The sequence below is a fragment of the Ramlibacter sp. GCM10027632 genome, assembly GCF_042675325.1.
Taxonomy (GTDB): domain Bacteria; phylum Pseudomonadota; class Gammaproteobacteria; order Burkholderiales; family Burkholderiaceae_C; genus Ramlibacter.
Genome location: NZ_JBHTGW010000001.1, coordinates 63,780 through 80,354, shown reverse-complemented (window position 1 = coordinate 80,354; position 16,575 = coordinate 63,780). Strand labels below are relative to the sequence as shown.

Genomic DNA, 16,575 nt, shown 5'->3' with positions numbered 1-16,575 from the left:
ACCACGCCCGAGGGCGGCGAGGACCCGATGGAATTCGCCGCCATGAGCCTGGAGACGCCGGCGCTGACGAAGGCGCAGCTGGCGGAGATGCTGTTCGAGCAGATCGGCCTGAACAAGCGCGAGTCCAAGGACATGATCGACGCCTTCTTCGACCTGGTGGCGGACAGCCTGGTCCAGGGCAACGACGTGAAGATCTCGGGTTTCGGCAACTTCCAGATCCGCACCAAGGCACCGCGACCCGGGCGCAACCCGCGCACCGGCGAGCCGATCCCGATCGAGGCGCGCCGCGTGGTCACCTTCCATGCGAGCCACAAGCTCAAGGAAATGATCCAGGGCAACGGCGCCGAGGAATAAATCGCGTCATGGCGCGTGGCGCCGCTTCCGGCGCCTGCGCAGTTGGAGTAACCTTGCAGGTTTCGCCTGGACAGCCTTGATTTCAATGGAGAAACCCCTGCCGCACATTCCCGCCAAGCGCTACTTCACGATCGGTGAAGTGAGCGAGTTGTGCGGCGTGAAGCCGCACGTGCTGCGGTACTGGGAGCAGGAGTTCACGCAGCTGCGCCCGATGAAGCGGCGCGGCAACCGCCGCTACTACCAGCACCACGAGGTGCTGATGATCCGCCGCATCCGCGACCTGCTGTATGACCAGGGCTTCACCATCAGCGGCGCGCGCAACAAGCTGCAGGAGATTGTGCAGGTCGAGCGTGACCGCCGCCGCGCGGGCGAGGTCCTGCCCGATGGCGCTCAGCCCATCGAAGTCGTCGAGGCCGCGGAGGCCGATGGCGGCGAGCCCGCGCAACCCATCTCGATCGACGCAGCCCAGGCGCTCGATGCCGCTTCGCGCGACGTCGCGGCCCTGAACCTGCTGCAGGTGCGTCGCGAGCTGTTCGAGATCCGCGATCTTTTATCGCCTTCTCACTGATCAACCTCGGGAAAGCGTGATTTTCACGCTATACTGCGAGGCTTGTCGGCGTGTAGCGCAGCCTGGTAGCGCACTTGCATGGGGTGCAAGGGGTCGCGAGTTCGAATCCCGCCACGCCGACCATTCTTTGAACGGGCCAGCCTCCCAAGGGCTGGCCCGTTTTCTTTGTGCAGTGTCGTGACTATGATGGGCCGCAGGGGCGGCCGCACGGGACGCCCCGAGTTCTCCCGGGGCCCGCATGACCCTCACGTCGCCCGTTCCCGCCGCTGCCACCGTGCTGGTGGTGGACGACAGTCCCATCAACCTCGGCGTGGTGGGCAACCTGCTGGCGCCCCACTACCGGGTGCAGGTGGCCGGCTCCGGCGCCGGCGCGCTGCAGGTGCTGCGCGAGGCCCCCGCGCCCGACCTGATCCTGCTGGACATCATGATGCCGGACCTGGACGGCTACGAGGTCATGGCGCGCCTGCGCACCGAGCCGCGCTGCCGCGCCATCCCCGTGATCTTCCTCACCGCCATGGACGCGCCGAGTGACGAGGAGCGCGGCCTGGCCCTCGGGGCGGTCGACTACATCACCAAGCCCGTGTCGCCGGCCATCCTCCTGGCCCGCGTGCGCACGCACCTGGAACTCAAGCGGGCACGTGACCGCCTCAGCGGCGAGAACGCCACGCTGGAGGGGGAGGTGGCGCGGCGCGTGGCCGCCAGCGAGCCTTCGCGGCACCGCAGGCGCATCGCGCTGTATGTCGAGACGCTGGCGCGCCTGGCGCACAACGACCCTCGGCTGGCGCCGCAGCTCGTGGGCCTGAACCACTTGCGGCTCGCGCAGGAGTTCGCGCGCTGGCGCGACGAGCGATGGGATGGCAGCGGCTACCCCGAGGGGCTGCAGGGCGAGCAGATCCCGCTGTCGGCGAGGCTGGTCACGGTGGCCGAGGTGTTCGATCTGCTCACGGGCGAGCACGCGCGCACCGCGCGCCTCGCGCCGGCGCAGGTGCGTGAGCGCATCGAGGCCAATCGCGGCCGGCACCTGGACCCGAACCTGGCCGACGTGCTGCTCGCGCACTTCGACAAGTTCATGTCGATCGCGGACCAGACGCGGGAGTAGGGGGCGCGCCCGCGCTCAGTCGATGATGTCGACGGTGTGCACCGCGTGCACGCCGCGGCGGCGGTCGTCGAAGTAGCGCACCAGCGTCTCGCGCACCGTGCGGAAAGCCAGCTCGGGCCAGGGGATCTCGTCCTCGGTGAACAGGCGGGCCTCGAGGGTCTCGGGGCCCGGCTCGAACCGGTCGCTCAGGAGCCGCGCGCGGAAGAACAGGTGCACCTGGCCCACGTGCGGGATGCTCACCACCGAGAGCAGGTCCTCCATCTCGAACTGTGCACCGGCCTCTTCGTCGGTCTCGCGGGCCGCGCCCTGGGCCGCGGTCTCGCCCAGCTCCATGAAGCCGGCCGGCAGGGTCCACTTGCCCCAGCGCGGCTCGATGTTCCGGCGGCAAAGCAGGATGCGCTCGCCGAAGTAGGGCAGGGTGCCCACGACGTTCAGCGGGTTCTCGTAGTGGATGGTGGTGCAGGCCGGGCAGACCGCGCGCTCGCGCGTGTCGCCGTCGTCCGGCAGGCGGTAGACGACCGGGGTGCCGCAGTTGCGGCAATGCTTGATCGGGCTGCGCATGCGTGAAGTGTAGGGGCGCGGGCAAGCCCCTCGCAGGGGCCGGCCCGCACCGGATGGGATCAGGCCGCGCGGACCTCGACCTTCAGCGGCACCAGGCCGTCGACATGGCCTTCCATGGTGTCGCCCGCGACCACCGCGGCCACGCCCTCGGGCGTGCCGGTGTAGATCAGGTCGCCGGGTTGCAGGTCCCAGCCGGCGGACAGGTGCTCGAGGGTCTCGGCGATGTTCCAGATCAGCTTGGACACGTGGCTGGTCTGGCGCACCTGGCCGTTGACCTTGAGCCAGATCGCGGCGTTGTGGATGTCACCGGCCTCGGCCACCGGGGTGATGGGGCCGATCGGGCTGGAGTGGTCGAAGGCCTTGCCGATCTCCCAGGGGCGGCCCTGCTTCTTCATCTCGTTCTGGATGTCGCGGCGAGTCATGTCCAGGCCCACGGCGTAGCCGTAGATGTGCGAGAGGGCGTCGGCGGCCTTGATGTTGCGGCCGCCCTTGCCGATGGCCGCGACCAGCTCGATCTCGTGGTGGAAGTTGGCGGTGAGGCGGGGGTAGGGGATGGCGCCGGTCTGTCCGGCGTCGACCACCACCACCGCGTCGGCGGGCTTCATGAAGAAGAAGGGCGGCTCGCGGCCGGTGAAGCCCATCTCCTTGGCGTGTTCCTCGTAGTTGCGGCCGACGCAGTACACGCGGGCCACGGGGAACCGTTCGCTGCGGCCCACGACGGGCACCGACACGACGGCGGGAGGCGGAAACACAAAGCTCATGGAGGCCTTTCTCGCGGATCTCGAAGGTTGGAAAAGTGGAAATAGCGCAGGCCGTATTGGACCCTAAACGGGGGCCGCCCCGAGTCACCCGGCGGACTGGCCGTTGTCCTACACCCGGCCCGCCTGCCGGCCGGGTTGAATCCGGTCATGCACCTGCCTGAAAGGACCGCCATGAACCGACTCTCCTTCCCGTCCCGCGCCGCCTTGCCTTCGGCCCTGTGCGCCGCGCTCGTCCTGGCCGGATGCGCCGGCATGGATCCCGGGGCCATGTCGCCGGCGCAGCGCAACACCGCCATCGGCGCCGGCGTGGGCGCAGTGGCGGGCGCGGCCATCGGCGGCAACACCCGCGGCGCCGTGATCGGCGCCGGCGTGGGCGCCCTCGGCGGCTATGTCTGGTCGCAGCACATGGAGCAGCGCCGCCAGGCCATGGAGCGTGCCACTATGGGCAGCGGCGTCTCGGTCGCCCAGACTCCGGACAACCAGCTGAAGCTGAACATCCCCAGCGACATCTCCTTCGACACCGGCCGCTCCGACATCAAGGCCAACCTGCGCCCCATCCTCGACGAGTTCGCCCGCGGCCTGCAGGGCCAGGCCAACACCGAGGTGCGCATCATCGGCCACACCGACAGCACCGGCGGCGACGCCTTCAACGAGCGCCTGTCGGTGCAGCGGGCCGAGGCCGCGCGGGACTACCTGGTGGCGCGCGGCGTCAACCCGCGGCAGGTCCAGGTGGCCGGGCGCGGCGAACGCGAGCCGGTCGCGGACAACGGCACCGAGGCCGGTCGCGCGCGCAACCGGCGGGTCGAGATTTTCCTGGGCGAGCGCGCCAGCACCGCGGCGCGCTGACCGGGGCGGCTGGCGGTTTATGCTCGCGGCATGAAGCTGTACAACTACTACCGTTCCTCCGCCTCCTTCCGCGTCCGCATCGCGCTGGCGCTCAAGGGCCTGTCGTACGACTACCTGCCGGTGCACCTGGCGCGCGGCGACCACAAGCTGCCCGAGTACCAGTCCGTCTCGCCGACCGGCCTGGTGCCTTCCCTGGTCACCGACGACGGCCAGGTGCTGGGCCAGTCCATGGCCATCATGGAGTACCTGGACGAGACCCACCCGAACCCGCCGCTGCTGCCCGCCGACGCGCTGGGCCGCGCCCGGGTCCGCGCGCTGGCACAGCTGATCGCCTGCGAGATCCACCCGCTGAACAACCTGCGCGTGCTCAAGTACCTGGTCAAGGACCTCAAGGTCAGCGACGACGACAAGAACACCTGGTACCGCCACTGGGTGCGCGTGGGTCTCGAGGCCTTCGAGCGGGAGCTGGCGCAGCTGCCGGCCGGCACCTACTGCTATGGCGATACGCCCACCCTGGCCGACTGCGTACTGGTTCCGCAGATCTTCAACGGCATGCGCTTCGACGTGAACTTCGACGGCCTGCCCCGCACCATGGCGGCCTTCGAAGCCTGCATGAAGCTGGAGGCGTTCCAGAAGTCGCAGCCCTCGGCCTGTCCCGACAACGAGGCGTGACCTCGCCCCTGCTGCTCCCCGACTGGCCCGCCCCCGCGGGGGTGCGGGCCCTGTGCAGCACCCGCCTGGGCGGGGTCTCGCGGCCGCCCTGGGACAGCTTCAACCTCGGTGACCACGTGGGCGACGACCCCGCCGCGGTCGCCGCCAACCGCGCGGCGTGGGCGCGCCACCTGGGCGCGCGGCCCGTCTTCCTGAACCAGGTCCATGGCACCCACACGGTGCGCCTGGACGCCGCCACCGCGGACGGCACCGTGGCCGACGCCTGCGTGGCCGACACCCCCGGCGTGGCCTGCACCATCATGGTGGCCGACTGCCTGCCCGTGCTCCTGTGCGACACGCGCGGGACCCGGGTGGGCGCCGCCCATGCCGGCTGGCGCGGTCTGGCGGGGCAGGGCGGCACCGGAGTGATCGAGTCTCTGGCCGCGGCCTTCGACCCGGCGCACACGCTGGCCTGGCTGGGTCCGTGCATCGGCCCGCGCGCCTTCGAGGTGGGGCCTGAGGTGAAGGCGGCGTTCGAGTCCGTCGACGCCGCAGCGGGCACGCTGTTTGCGTGTCAGGGCCATGGCAAATGGCTGGCAGACCTCCCGGGCCTGGCGCGCCGCCGCCTCGCGGCCCTGGGCATCACCCGCATCCACGGCAACGACGGCAGCGACGGCTGGTGCACCGTCACCGCGGCATCACGGTTCTTTTCGCACCGGCGTGACCGCGTCAGCGGGCGCCTGGCCGCCAGTGTCTGGCTGGCCTGAGGCCGCGGCCTGTGAGGCCCTCCAGGCGGCCAGCTCGGCCGCTTCCTTCTCCTTGAGCTTGCGCTTGCGGGCCGGCGTCCCGAGCAGGTACACGAGCAGGCCCGTTGGCACGAGACCGTAAAGAACGAAGGTCACAATGGCTCCGAGCAGTGATCCGTTGGCGGCGGTTGCTTCCGCAACCGACATCATCAGGGCCACGTAGAGCCAGCCGATGGCGACGAGGTACATGCGCGGGCCGGGCTGAGTTTGGTTGGTGTAAGGAACTGGCGGATACTGCCGTGACCCGCTCGAGGAACGAACAAGGAGACTGACGCGATGAATTTTCATGCAGACTGGGCCCAGGCGGCCAGCCAGTTCCAGCAAAACCTCGGCGAGGGCTGGAAGAAGGCCCTGGAGTCCTTCCAGGCCATGGGCGGCGGCGCGGTGCCGGCCGGCCAGGCCCTGCCGGCCCTGCACTTTGCCCCCGACAAGCTGATGGAGCTGCAGAAGGCCTACCTGCGCGAGGCCAGCGAGCTGTGGAACCAGGGCATGCAGGTCCACCCCGGTGCGGCCGACCGCCGCTTCTCCGGCGAGGCCTGGGCGCAGAACCCGGTCTCCGCCTTCTCCGCCGCCGTCTACCTGCTCAATGCCCGCACCCTGCTGGGTCTGGTCGAGGCGGCGCAGGCCGACGAAAAGACCAAGGCGCGGTTGCGCTTCGCCATCGAGCAGTGGCTTGCGGCCTCCGCGCCGAGCAATTTCATGGCCCTGAACGCGGAAGCCCAGAAGAAGGCCATCGAGACCCAGGGCGAGTCGATCGCCCGCGGCGTCCAGAACCTGTGGAAGGACATCCAGCAGGGCCACCTTTCGATGACCGACGAAAGCCACTTCGAGGTGGGCGTGAACGTCGCCACCACGGAGGGGGCGGTGGTCTACGAGAACGCGCTGTTCCAGCTGATCGAATACAAGCCGCTTACCGCCAAGGTCTACGAGCGACCCTTCCTCGTGGTGCCGCCGTGCATCAACAAGTTCTATATCCTGGACCTGCAGCCGGAGAACTCCTTCGTGCGCCACCTCGTGGCCGAGGGCCACCGCACCTTCGTGGTGAGCTGGCGCAACCCCGACGAGTCCCTGAAGAACACCACCTGGGACGACTACATCGCCGAGGGCGCGATCCGCGCCATCGAGACCGTGCGCGAGATCGCCGGCGCCAAGGACATCAACGCCCTGGGCTTCTGCGTGGGCGGCACCATCCTGGGCACCGCGCTGTCGGTGCTGGCCGCGCGCGGCGAGAAGCCGGTCCACTCGGTCACCCTGCTGACCACGCTGCTGGACTTCAGCAACACCGGCATCCTCGACCTGTTCATCGACGAGCACTTCGTGAAGTACCGCGAGATGCAGATGGGGAAGGGCGGCCTCCTCAAGGGCCAGGAACTGGCCTCGACCTTCAGCTTCCTGCGTCCCAACGACCTGGTCTGGAACTACGTCGTGGGCAACTACCTCAAGGGCGAGACCCCGCCGCCCTTCGACCTCCTCTACTGGAACAGCGACTCCACCAACCTGCCGGGCCCGATGTACGCCTGGTACCTGCGCAACACCTACTTCGAGAACAACCTGGCCAAGCCGGGCAAGGCGGTGGTGTGCGGCCAGAAGGTCGACCTTCGCAAGGTCGACATCCCGGCCTACATCTACGGCTCGCGCGAGGACCATATCGTTCCCATCGAGGGCGCTTATGCGAGCGTGAACCAGCTCGGAGGCAAGCTGCGCTTCGTCATGGGCGCCTCGGGCCACATCGCCGGCGTGATCAACCCGCCCGCCAAGAAGAAGCGCTCCTACTGGACGAACGACAAGCTGCCCAAGGGCTACGAGGACTGGCTCGCCGCCGCCAAGGAGCACCCCGGCAGCTGGTGGACCGACTGGTACGCCTGGCTCAAGCCGCTGGCGGGCAAGCAGGTCCCGGCGCCCAAGGCCTATGGCCGCGGCCCGTACAAGGCCATCGAGCCGGCCCCCGGCCGCTACGTGAAGGCCCGGGCCTGAGGCCCTTCCCGATTTCCCTACCCGCACCCCAAAGACTGGAGACTCTCCAATGGAAGACATCGTCATCGTCTCGGCGGCCCGCACCGCCGTGGGCAAGTTCGGCGGCTCGCTCGCCAAGGTCGCCGCGACCGACCTCGGCGCTGCCGTGATCCGCGAGGCGCTGGCCCGCGCCAAGGTCGATCCCGCCCAGGTGGGCGAGGTCATCATGGGCCAGGTGCTCGCCGCCGGCGTCGGCCAGAACCCGGCGCGCCAGGCCCTGATGAAGGCCGGCCTGCCCAAGGAGATCCCGGCGCTGACCATCAACGCCGTGTGCGGCTCGGGCCTGAAGTCCGTGATGCTGGCGGCCCAGGCCATCGCCTACGGCGACTCGGAGATCGTCGTCGCCGGCGGCCAGGAGAACATGAGCGCCTCGCCGCATGTGCTGCTCGGCTCGCGTGACGGCCAGCGCATGGGCGACTGGAAGATGGTCGACACGATGATCGTCGACGGCCTGTGGGACGTCTACAACCAGTACCACATGGGCATCACCGCCGAGAACGTGGCCAAGGCCCACGGCATCACCCGCGAGATGCAGGACGCCCTGGCGCTGGCCAGCCAGCAGAAGGCCGCCGCCGCGCAGGCCGCGGGCAAGTTCGCCGACGAGATCGTCGGCATCAGCATTCCCCAGCGCAAGGGCGACCCGCTGGTGTTCGCCTCCGACGAGTTCATCAACACCAAGACCAATGCCGAGGCCCTGGCGGGCCTGCGACCGGCCTTCGACAAGGCCGGCTCGGTGACCGCGGGCAACGCCTCGGGCATCAACGACGGCGCCGCCGCGGTGGTGGTCATGAGCGCGAAGAAGGCCGCCGCCCTGGGCCTCAAGCCGCTGGCGCGCATCGCCGCCTTCGGCACCTCGGGCCTGGACCCGGCCACCATGGGCATGGGCCCGGTGCCGGCCTCCCGCAAGGCGCTGCAGCGCGCCGGCTGGAACGTGCAGGACGTCGACCTGTTCGAGCTGAACGAAGCTTTCGCGGCCCAGGCCTGCGCGGTGAACAAGGAGCTGGGCATCGACCCCGCCAAGGTCAACGTCAACGGCGGCGCCATCGCCATCGGCCACCCGATCGGCGCCTCCGGCTGCCGCATCCTGGTCACGCTGCTGCACGAGATGCAGCGCCGCGAAGCGAAGAAGGGCCTCGCCGCGCTGTGCATCGGCGGCGGCATGGGGGTTTCCCTCGCTGTCGAACGAGCCTGAACCGCGTACAAGAACCAGGTGTCCCGCACGTGATTGCGCGGGACACGAAACCAGATCAACGAGGCGACATCGCCAGGAGAACACAAGTGAGCCAGAAAGTTGCATACGTCACCGGGGGCATGGGTGGCATCGGTACCGCGATCTGCCAGCGCCTGCACCGTGAAGGCTTCAAGGTCATCGCCGGCTGCGGCCCGACCCGCGATCACGCCAAGTGGCTCGCCGAACAGAAGGAGAAGGGCTACACGTTCCATGCCTCCGTGGGCAACGTGAGCGACTGGAACTCCACCACCGAGGCCTTTGCCAAGGCCAAGGCCGAACACGGCCCGATCGACGTGCTCGTCAACAACGCCGGCATCACCCGCGACCGCATGTTCGTCAAGATGACCCGCGAGGACTGGGACGCGGTGATCGACACCAACCTGAACTCCATGTTCAATGTGACCAAGCAGGTCGTGGGCGACATGGTCGACCGGGGCTGGGGCCGCATCGTCAACATCTCCTCGGTCAACGGCGAGAAGGGCCAGGCCGGCCAGACCAACTACTCCGCCGCCAAGGCCGGCATGCACGGTTTCACCATGGCCCTGGCGCAGGAGCTGGCCAGCAAGGGCGTGACGGTCAATACCGTCAGCCCCGGCTACATCGGCACCGACATGGTCAAGGCCATCCGCCAGGACGTCCTGGACAAGATCGTCGGCACCATCCCCGTCAAGCGCCTGGGCCAGCCGGAGGAGATCGCCTCCATCATCGCCTGGATCGCGTCCGAGGACGGCGGCTACTCCACCGGCGCGGACTTCTCCGTCAACGGCGGCCTGCACATGGGCTGATCCCCGGTCGGGGACCGGAGGCCGCTCAGGTCTCCAGGTCCTCGATCACCAGGTGCCGGTACCTTTCCGCGAAGGTCACCGGCATCCCCTTCACCGCCTGCAGCACGCACTCGCACTGCTGCGTCTTCGGCGCGTGGACCAGCAACCCCCATTCGCCCTTCGCGGCATGCTGCGCCAGCTGGCGCACCACGCCGGCCTCGCTGCCCGGCGAGGGAAACGGGATGTCGGCCGAGCCGATGGTCTGCGCGATCGGGCCGAGGATGGTGTCCGGCCCCAGCAACGAGATCTCGTCGCCCGGGATGCCGGCATGGGTGATGGCCGTGGCGGCCTGGCGGGCCTCATCCTGGCCCGGCAGCATCAGGACCACATGGCCGGTGGGGTAGAACACGCCGCGCATCGTGAGCATGTGGGCGTCGAGGTGGAAGGGTTTCATGGGCGCTCCTGGTCGACGGGGCCCCGGTGATGACCGGACAACCGGCCCCAGGGCATTGATGCCGCGGGCCCGGGGCGGGTTCGTCGGCCACCCCGCCCGGCCCCTGTAGGACGCGGACCGCGTAAAGTTCGGTCCGTGCATTCACTCCCTGAGACCCCGAACCGCTGGCGACTGAGCGTCGCGCCCATGCTGGACTGGACCGACCGGCATTGCCGCTATTTCCACCGCCTGCTGACCCGGCATGCGCTGTTGTACTCCGAAATGGTGACCACCGGGGCCCTGGTCCACGGCGACCAGCACCGCCACCTGGACTTCAACCCCGAGGAACACCCCGTCGCCCTGCAACTGGGCGGCAGCGAGCCCGCCGACCTGGCCGTCGCGGCCCGCCTGGGCGAGCGCTGGGGCTACGACGAGATCAACCTGAACTGCGGCTGCCCCAGCGAGCGGGTGCAGCGCGGCGCCTTCGGCGCCTGCCTGATGGCCGAGCCGCGCACCGTGGCCGATGGCGTCAAGGCCATGCGGGACGCCGTGTCCCTCCCGGTCACCGTCAAGCACCGCATCGGCATCGACCGCACCGAGAACTACCAGTTCGTGCGCGATTTCGTCGGCACGGTGGCCGAGGCCGGCTGCAGCGTCTTCATCGTGCATGCGCGCAACGCCTGGCTGCAGGGGCTGAGCCCCAAGGAGAACCGGGAAGTGCCGCCGCTGCGCTACGACGTGGTGCACCGCCTCAAGCATGATTTCCCGAACCTGGTGATCGCCGTCAATGGCGGCATCCGCGAGGCGTCCCAGGTCCACCAGCACCTGCGCCTGCTCGATGGCGTGATGGTGGGCCGCGAGGCGTACCACAACCCCTGGTTCCTGGCCTCGTGGGACGGCGACTTCTTCGGCGCGCCCGATCGCGGGCTGACCCGCGAGGGGGTGGAGGAGGCGATGGTGGCCTACATGGAGCGCGAGGCCGCGGCGCGCGGCACGCCCTGGTATGCCATCGCCCGCCACATGCTGGGCCTGTACAACGGCCTGCCGGGCGCGCGGCGCTGGCGGCAGGTGTGGAGCGACCACCGCCTGAAGTCGCTGCCGGCGCGCGAGGTCATGGCGCTGGCCCGCCGCCGCGAGGCGGCGCCGGCCTGAACGACCGGTGCTGCCGCCCGGAGCACCTCCGCCCAAGGCCCGCGCAAGCGGGCCTTTTTCATTAGCGGACCAATTTGATAACCATTGCCATTACTACTTTGAAAGTTTCTGCAAGGAAGCTGTCTCAAATTGTGTTTTTTCTATGCCTAATGGTGGATAAGGTGATTCCTAATCTCGCTGCAAAATCAAACTTTCCCCCATAGTTGGTCAGCTTGAACAATACTTCGCTCAAGACGCGCCTCACGCTCTTCACCTTGCTGGTGTTCCTGGTGGGCATCTGGTCGCTCACCTTCCTCGTCAGCCGCATCCTGCGCGAGGACATGAGCGAGGTGCTCGGGCGGGAGCAGTTTTCGGTGGTGAGCATCCTGGCCGGATTCATCGAGGGCGAAGTGTCGACTCGGATCCAGGTGGTCAGCAACACCGGGGCGCGGCTGCCGCCGGCGCTGATGTCCAAGCCCGAGGCGCTGACCCGCTACCTCGAGGACCGGCCGATCTACATGCGGCTGTTCAACTCCGGCATCTTCGTGACGGATGCCACAGGCGTGGCGATCGCCTCGCTGCCCGCCGGCGTCGGCCGCGTCGGCCAGAACTTCATGGACCGCGACTTCATCGCGGCCGCGCTGCGCGAGGGCAAGGTCATGGTCGGCAAGCCCGTCGCGGGCCGCCTGCAGCGCGGCGCGATCATCGGCATCGCCGCGCCGGTGCGCGACGCGAAGGGCGACGTGATCGGCGTGGTGGCCGGCATCACCAACCTGAGCCAGCCCAACTTCCTCGACGTGCTCACCAACACGCCCTATGGCAAGACCGGCGGCTTCCTGCTCACGAGTCCCGCGGACTACCTGGTGATCACCGCCACCGACAAGAGTCGGGTCATGACCGAGCTGCCGAAGGTGGCGGGCGACAGGCTGATGCAGCGGTTCCGCGACGGCATCGAAGGCTACGGGGTCGGCCTCAACCCGCTGGGGGTGGAGCGCATCGCCGCCGCCAAGAACATCCCCTCGCTGAAGTGGCAGGTGGTCGGCTCGATGCCGACGGCCGAGGGGTTTGAGCCGATCCGCCAGATGGAGCGGCACATGCAGCTGCTGGCGCTGGCCCTGAGCGTGCTGGCCGGCGGCCTGACCTGGTGGTGGCTGCGCCGCCAGTTCCAGCCCCTGTCGGGCGCGCTGCGCTCGCTGGAGGAGATGACCTCGCAGGGCGGCCAGCTCGAGCCGCTGCCGGTGGCGCGCAACGACGAGGTCGGCGGCCTGATCCGCGGCTTCAACGGCCTGCTCGAGGTGGTCCAGCGGCAGAAGCTCAGTCTCGCCGAGGAGCGCGAGAAACTGGGCAACATCATCAGCGGCACCGGCGCCGGCACCTGGGTGCTGGACCTGGACACCGGCGAGGCCGAGATCAACGAGCGCTGGGCCGGGATGCTGGGCTACACCGCGGACGAACTGCGCCCGGTGACCGAGGCCACCTGGGCCGCCAACTGCCACCCCGACGACCACGCCGCGGCCGCGGCGGCCCTGGCCCGCTACCTGGGCGGGGAGGGGGATGCGTTCGAGGCCACCACCCGCATGCGGCACCGCGACGGGCACTGGGTCTGGGTACAGACCCGCGCCAGCGTGACGCACCGAGGGCCCGACGGACGTCCCCTGCGCCTGTCCGGCCTCAACATCGACGTGAACCGCGCCAAGCAGGCCGAGGAGGCGGTCGCCCGCACCTCCGCCATGCTGGCTGCGGTGCTCGACTCGGCCTCCGGCGTGGCCATCATCGCGATCGGCGCCGACCGCCGCATCACCGTGTTCAACAAGGGCGCCGAGAACCTCCTGGGGTACAGCGCGCAGGAGGTGGTGGGCCTTGAACAGCCGCGCCTTTTCCTGGACCCGCAGGAGACCGCACGGCGCCTGGGCACCCAGGGTCTGGCCGGCGGACTTCCGCAGGAGATCCTGGACCGCAAGACCGAATGGACCCTGGTGCGCAAGGATGGCAGCCGGCTGCAGGCGGCCCTGTGGATCACGCGCCTGGTCGAGGCCGGTGGCCAGCAGGTGGGCTACCTCGGCGTGGGCTACGACATCAGCCAGGAGAAACGCTACGAGCAGTCCCTGATCGAGGCCAAGCAGCAGGCGGAGGCGGCCACCGAGGCCAAGAGCCGGTTCCTGTCGAACATGAGCCACGAGATCCGCACGCCCATGAACGCCATCCTGGGCCTGCTGCAGCTGCTCCAGACCACCCCGCTCACTGCCCGCCAGCTCGATTACGCCGCCAAGACCGAGGGCGCGGCGCGCTCGCTGCTGGGGCTGATCAACGACATCCTCGACCTGTCCAAGCTCGACGCCGACAAGATGTCGCTGGACCTGCAGCCGTTCCGCCTGGACACGCTGCTACGGGACCTGTCGGCCATCCTGTCCACCGGCGTCAACGACAAGCCGGTGGAGGTGCTGTTCGACATCGAGCCGCACACGCCCAAGGCCCTGGTCGGCGACCTGATGCGCCTCAAGCAGGTCCTGATCAACCTGGGCGGCAACGCCATCAAGTTCACCCTGGCCGGCACCGTGGTCCTCCAGATCCGGGTGGTGGCGCGCACCGCGCAGGAGACCACGCTGCGCTTCGCGGTGATCGACACCGGCATCGGCATCGCGCCCGGGCAGCTCGAACGCATCTTCGAGGGCTTCTCGCAGGCCGAGTCGTCGACCACGCGGCGTTTCGGCGGCACCGGCCTGGGCCTGAGCATCAGCCGGCAGCTGGTCAAGCTCATGGGCGGCACGCTCGCCGTCGACAGCGTGCAGGGCCAGGGCAGCACCTTCGGCTTCACCGTCACCCTGGCCAACGCCGAGCCGCCGCTCGAGGAGCTGGCGGCGCTGGCGGCCGCGGCGGTGGCGCCGATGTCGGTGCTGGTGGTGGACGACAACGCGCTGGCGCGCGACATCCTCACCGGCATCGTCTCCTCCTGGGGCTGGGCGGTGGAGACCGCCTCCAGTGGCACCGAGGCGATCGCGCGGGTCACGGCGCGCGCGCAGCGCGGGCTGGCGCCCTACCAGGTGCTGCTGGTGGACTGGTACATGCCGCAGATGGACGGGTGGGCCACGCTGGAGGCGCTGCAGGCGCTGTACCCGGCCGATGCCGCGCCGCTGTCCATCATGGTCACCGCGCACGACAAGGACATGCTGCGCCGCCAGCAGGCCCATGCCCAGGCCCGCCTCGACGGCTACCTGGTCAAGCCGCTCACCGCCTCGATGCTGTACGACGCGGTGATGGAGGCCAAGGCCACGCGCGGCAACGCGCACGCGACGCGCCAGGCCGCCACCGGCAGCCAGGCGCTGGACGGCCTGCGCATCCTCCTCGTCGAGGACAACCCGATCAACCAGCAGGTGGCGCAGGAGCTGCTCGCCTCGCAGGGCGCGCAGGTGGAGGTGGCCGGCAACGGGCGGCTCGGCGTCGATGCCCTGCTCGCCGCGAAGGTGCCGTTCGACGTGGTGCTCATGGACCTGCAGATGCCCGAGATGGACGGCCTGGCCGCGACGCGCCTGATCCGCGAGACGCCGGCGCTGGCGGCCATCCCGGTGGTGGCGATGACGGCCAACGCCATGGCCTCCGACCGCGAGAAGTGCCTGGCCGCCGGCATGAACGACCACGTGGGCAAGCCCTTCGACCTGGCCGACCTGGTGCGGGTGCTGCTGCGGCATACCGGCCGCGACGGCGAGGCCGGCGAGGCGGGGCGGGCCGCGGTCGCCGTGGCGCCGGTCGTGCCTGCGGGCGCGCTCGACGCGGAGGGCGCGCTGCAACGCATGGACGGCCGGGCGGACCTGTACGGGCGGGTGCTGCATACCTTCCTGGACGAACTGGGGCGGTTCCCCGCCCAGCTCGACGCCGCGCTCGCGCAGGCGGACCGCCTGCCCGCGGTCCAGGCCCTGCACACGCTCAAGGGCCTGGCCGGCACGGTGGGCGCCGTGCACCTGGCCGATGTCGCCTGCCAGTGGGAGCAGCGCCTGAAGGACGCCAGCGCCGGTGTCGAGGCCGGCGTCGCCGCGGCCGTGGCGCTGCGCGAGGCGATCGACGCGGTGAGCGGCCCGGTGCGCCAGACCGCGCAACGCCTGGCGCCCGCGCCCGGGGCTGCCGCGGCCGCGCGCGCAGCCGGCGCGGAGCCGGTCGCCGTCGTCGCCGAGGAGGTGGACGCGGACCCCGAGGTGCGGGCCGGCCTGGCCGAACTGCGCGACCTGTTCGGGCGCGGCGACATGCGCGCCGTCGACCTCCACTCGCGCCTGCAGCAGCGCCTGGCGGGCCTCGGCGGCCAGGCCGGCACGGCCGCCAGGGAGCTGGAGCGTGCGGTGGCCGGCTTCGATTTCGTGGAGGCCCGCGCGCAGTGCGAGATCCTCGCCGGCCTGCTGTCCGACCGGGGGCGCGCATGACGACGCTGCCCGTCGCGACCGTGGCCTCCCCCCTGCCGCGCCTGCTCGTGGTGGACGACCAGGCGATCCACATCCAGGTGCTGCACCAGCTGTTCGCGCACGAATGCCGCGTCTTCGTCGCGACCTCGGGCGCGCGGGCGCTGGAGATCTGCCAGGAGGACCCGCCCGACCTGGTGCTGCTCGACGTGGTCATGCCGGGGCTGGACGGCTTCGAAGTCTGCCGCCGGCTCAAGGCCAACCCGGTCACCTGGGACGTGCCGGTCATCTTCCTGACCGCCTCGAGCAACCCGGACGAGGAAACGCTGGGCCTGGAGCTCGGCGCGGTGGACTTCATCAGCAAGCCGATCAACCCCGCGGTGGTGCGCGCACGCGTGCGCACCCAGCTCACGCTGAAGCGCCAGACCGACAGCATCCGCCAGCTCGCCTTCCTCGACGGGCTGACCGGCGTGTGCAACCGCCGCCAGTTCGACCAGCAGCTGCCGATCGAACTGGCGCGGGCCCAGCGCTCTCGCCAGCCCCTGCTGCTGGCGATGGTCGACATCGACCACTTCAAGCCCTTCAACGACCGCTATGGCCACCAGGCCGGCGACGACTGCCTGCGTGCGGTGAGCCAGTGCCTCAAGGCCGGCTTCCGCCGGCCGGCCGACCTGTTCGCCCGCTATGGCGGCGAGGAGTTCGTCTGCGTGCTGCCCGAGACGCCCTTCGACCCGGGGCTGGCGCTGCTGCGGGAACAGGAGCAGCGGGTGCGCGCGCTCGCCATCCCGAATGCCGGCTCGGTAGTGGCCGGCTGCGTGACCGTGAGCATCGGCGTCGCCGGCTGGGAGCCGGGCGATCCGCCGGACCCGGCGCGCCTGCTGCGGCGTGCCGACGAGGCGCTGTATGAAGCCAAGCGGGCAGGGCGGGGGCGGGTCTGCGCGGCGGCGGCCGAGGGCGCTGCGGCCTGACGCG

16 protein-coding genes and 1 tRNA gene are annotated in these 16,575 nt (G+C 69.9%); 13 read left to right on the top strand and 4 right to left on the bottom strand.

The window, feature by feature from the left end:
• The first annotated feature begins 27 nt into the window (after positions 1-27).
• From ACFQZY_RS00360 to ACFQZY_RS00345, 4 genes are all read left to right on the top strand, one after another.
• Entirely contained in the window at positions 28-354 is a 327-nt protein-coding gene (locus ACFQZY_RS00360; RefSeq protein WP_377412591.1) for an integration host factor subunit alpha, read from the top strand.
• Between the two features lie 85 nt (positions 355-439).
• Positions 440-922, top strand: a complete 483-nt coding sequence (locus ACFQZY_RS00355; protein WP_377411308.1) for a MerR family transcriptional regulator — start codon at positions 440-442, stop codon at positions 920-922.
• A gap of 46 nt (positions 923-968) precedes the next feature.
• Positions 969-1,045, top strand: a tRNA-Pro gene (locus tag ACFQZY_RS00350).
• A 115-nt stretch (positions 1,046-1,160) separates the two neighbouring features.
• Positions 1,161-2,021, top strand: coding sequence for a response regulator (locus ACFQZY_RS00345; RefSeq protein ID WP_377411305.1), 861 nt, complete (start codon positions 1,161-1,163; stop codon positions 2,019-2,021).
• A 15-nt stretch (positions 2,022-2,036) separates the two neighbouring features.
• Here ACFQZY_RS00345 and ACFQZY_RS00340 read toward each other — a convergent pair whose 3' ends face one another.
• Complete coding sequence (locus ACFQZY_RS00340) at positions 2,037-2,582, bottom strand: NUDIX hydrolase (RefSeq protein ID WP_377411303.1); 546 nt, start codon at positions 2,580-2,582, stop codon at positions 2,037-2,039.
• A gap of 59 nt (positions 2,583-2,641) precedes the next feature.
• Entirely contained in the window at positions 2,642-3,343 is a 702-nt protein-coding gene (locus ACFQZY_RS00335; RefSeq protein ID WP_377411300.1) for a fumarylacetoacetate hydrolase family protein, read from the bottom strand.
• A gap of 171 nt (positions 3,344-3,514) precedes the next feature.
• Here ACFQZY_RS00335 and ACFQZY_RS00330 point away from each other — a divergent pair, with 171 nt between their 5' ends.
• From ACFQZY_RS00330 to pgeF, 3 genes are read left to right on the top strand one after another with little or no spacing between them, the layout of a single operon-like run.
• A complete protein-coding gene (locus ACFQZY_RS00330; RefSeq protein ID WP_377411297.1) occupies positions 3,515-4,189 on the top strand; it encodes an OmpA family protein in 675 nt (224 codons plus the stop codon).
• Between the two features lie 30 nt (positions 4,190-4,219).
• On the top strand, positions 4,220-4,861 hold the full coding sequence (gene maiA, locus ACFQZY_RS00325) for a maleylacetoacetate isomerase (protein ID WP_377411293.1): 642 nt from the start codon (positions 4,220-4,222) through the stop codon (positions 4,859-4,861).
• Positions 4,858-5,607 (top strand): peptidoglycan editing factor PgeF, encoded by a 750-nt coding sequence (pgeF, locus tag ACFQZY_RS00320; protein ID WP_377411290.1) that lies wholly within the window; start codon positions 4,858-4,860, stop codon positions 5,605-5,607. The genes maiA and pgeF overlap by 4 nt, the downstream gene beginning before the upstream one ends.
• Here the strand turns inward: pgeF and ACFQZY_RS00315 are convergent.
• Complete coding sequence (locus ACFQZY_RS00315) at positions 5,539-5,835, bottom strand: hypothetical protein (RefSeq protein ID WP_377411288.1); 297 nt, start codon at positions 5,833-5,835, stop codon at positions 5,539-5,541. The two genes, pgeF and ACFQZY_RS00315, sit on opposite strands and share 69 nt — an antisense overlap.
• Positions 5,836-5,922: 87 nt before the next feature.
• Between ACFQZY_RS00315 and phaC the strand changes: the two genes are divergently transcribed.
• The 3 genes from phaC (at position 5,923) to phbB (ending at position 9,675) form a co-directional block, all read left to right on the top strand.
• Positions 5,923-7,620 (top strand): class I poly(R)-hydroxyalkanoic acid synthase, encoded by a 1,698-nt coding sequence (gene phaC, locus ACFQZY_RS00310; protein WP_377411285.1) that lies wholly within the window; start codon positions 5,923-5,925, stop codon positions 7,618-7,620.
• Between the two features lie 49 nt (positions 7,621-7,669).
• Complete coding sequence (locus ACFQZY_RS00305; RefSeq protein WP_377411282.1) at positions 7,670-8,851, top strand: acetyl-CoA C-acetyltransferase; 1,182 nt, start codon at positions 7,670-7,672, stop codon at positions 8,849-8,851.
• Between the two features lie 86 nt (positions 8,852-8,937).
• Complete coding sequence (gene phbB / locus ACFQZY_RS00300; protein WP_377411279.1) at positions 8,938-9,675, top strand: acetoacetyl-CoA reductase; 738 nt, start codon at positions 8,938-8,940, stop codon at positions 9,673-9,675.
• Between the two features lie 25 nt (positions 9,676-9,700).
• On the opposite strand, the gene ACFQZY_RS00295 is transcribed toward phbB, so the two are convergent.
• A complete protein-coding gene (locus ACFQZY_RS00295) occupies positions 9,701-10,108 on the bottom strand; it encodes a hypothetical protein (RefSeq protein ID WP_377411276.1) in 408 nt (135 codons plus the stop codon).
• 135 nt (positions 10,109-10,243) lie between these two features.
• Here ACFQZY_RS00295 and dusA point away from each other — a divergent pair, with 135 nt between their 5' ends.
• The 3 genes from dusA (at position 10,244) to ACFQZY_RS00280 (ending at position 16,571) form a co-directional block, all read left to right on the top strand.
• Positions 10,244-11,239, top strand: a complete 996-nt coding sequence (gene dusA, locus ACFQZY_RS00290) for a tRNA dihydrouridine(20/20a) synthase DusA (RefSeq protein ID WP_377411273.1) — start codon at positions 10,244-10,246, stop codon at positions 11,237-11,239.
• 212 nt (positions 11,240-11,451) lie between these two features.
• Complete coding sequence (locus ACFQZY_RS00285) at positions 11,452-15,627, top strand: response regulator (RefSeq protein ID WP_377411269.1); 4,176 nt, start codon at positions 11,452-11,454, stop codon at positions 15,625-15,627.
• Entirely contained in the window at positions 15,624-16,571 is a 948-nt protein-coding gene (locus tag ACFQZY_RS00280) for a diguanylate cyclase (protein WP_377411266.1), read from the top strand. Before ACFQZY_RS00285 ends, ACFQZY_RS00280 begins: the two co-directional genes overlap by 4 nt.
• Positions 16,572-16,575 lie beyond the last annotated feature (4 nt).